A 1,697-nucleotide genomic window follows, 5' to 3' on the forward strand; every position below is an offset into this window, starting at 1 on the left:
TAATTATGGGTATCCTTCTGGTAAAAGGCCCCTCTTATGCGACCTTTTTATCATTGTTTTCTTCTTTTTTAACCTTCGGTTTTAATTGGTTTGCCCATTTTGTTAAGTTATGGGCAACACAAATTAGACCCCATTCCACCGTCGTTTTGGAAAGGCCTCTTAATAAAAATCTATGGAAACCTCGGTTATACTTGATTTGTCCAAAAACGGGTTCGACATCGCATTTTCGCCTACGATAAAGCTTGTCTCCCTCTTCTGTGGCTAAACGTTCTCGAACCTCTCTCCGTTGCTGTTGATTTTCTAAAGAAACTGAAATGGTTTTCGTATCTTTACCTTTCGCACAAATCTCTTGGAAAGGGCACCCTTGACAATCTAAACAGCGATAAGTTCGTTTTTTAGTGATATAACCATTATCCGTTTTTTGCTTCTTTTCGTATGCAAATGTCAATCGCTTATTATTGGCACAAACCCACTCATCCAACTCTTCATCGTAGGTCATATTTTCGACTCGTCCGACTTGGTTTTTCCATTTCTTTGTTTGTTCCTTATCTAACGTATTATATTTAACGAAAGCCTCAATCTCCTTCTTGTCACAGAAAGCATAATTTTCTTCACTGCCATACCCTGAATCCGCAATAAGCGCTTTTGGTTTTGGCCTGCCATAAGATTCGAGAATGCCGAAATGAGGTTGAAGGCATCCCGGATCACCCGCTCGTTGATGCAAACTAAATCCAACAATGAACTGATTCTCCGTACCTATTTGAACATTATACCCCGGTTTAAGTTGACCGTTTTTCATGTGGTCTTCTTTCATTCGCATGAAGGTGGCATCTTTATCGGTCTTTGAGTAGCTATTTCGACCGTTGAAGATTTCTTTTTGTGCCTCATATTTTTGCTTGCGAGGTAAGAGATCTTTTTCAAGTTGGCGTTTGGCTTTTTTGATCGCTTTGTTTTTGGGTTCCGTCTCTAACCTTTTTTCTAGGACACTAAGGGTGTCTTTAATTTGTTCAGAAGTGACAGGATTTTTATCCAACCTCTCTTGTAAACTTGATTCAACTTCAATTTTTTCATCTTCCTTGGTTATGGCCTCGATTCCGGCCACGATCGTTCGGTACTTTTCATCGAGTTTAGCGTCAAATTTTTCTGTTGCTTTCCGCCAAACAAACGTGTATTTATTGGCGTTGGCTTCGATTTTGGTTCCGTCTAAAAAGTATTCTTCCAATTGGATGAGCCCTTGTTGATGGAGGAGATCCACGATGGAAAAGAAGGTTTCATAAATGATATCCTTCATTCTTTCCGAACGGAAACGGTTAATTGTACGAAAATCCGGTTGTTGATAATTCGCCAACCACATGAAGTAAATATTTTCTTGGAGTTGGGAAGCGATTTTGCGTGAAGAATAAATGCCTTTGGTGTAGGCATAGAGGATCACTTTTAACATCATTTTGGGATGATAGGCTGCTCGTCCCCCTCCGGGATAAACACGATAAAGAATCTTGTCATCAATCTGTTCGACGACCTGATGAACAAGGCGAGAAAGATGGTTTGGGGGAATTTTAATCTCCAAATCCAATGGTAAAATGAGTTGGTCCATGTTATAATCAATGAAGGAAATATGATCATGTTTCATAAAAAATCGCTCCTTTGGTTAGTTATTGGTGTTACTTTAATTATACCAAAAGGGGCGATTTTTTTTT

The 1,697-nt window shown here is 39.2% G+C and carries 1 protein-coding gene; it reads right to left on the reverse strand.

The window, feature by feature from the left end; all coding sequences use genetic code 11:
* Positions 1 to 34: 34 nt before the first annotated feature.
* Positions 35 to 1,630: an IS1182 family transposase gene (locus tag GBH70_RS16340; protein ID WP_151682006.1), complete on the reverse strand. Its 1,596-nt coding sequence runs from the start codon at positions 1,628 to 1,630 to the stop codon at positions 35 to 37.
* Between the last annotated feature and the right edge of the window lie 67 nt (positions 1,631 to 1,697).

Origin of the sequence: Weizmannia acidilactici (genome assembly GCF_008974225.1) — a bacterium.
Taxonomy (GTDB): Bacteria; Bacillota; Bacilli; order Bacillales; family Bacillaceae_C; genus Weizmannia; species Weizmannia acidilactici.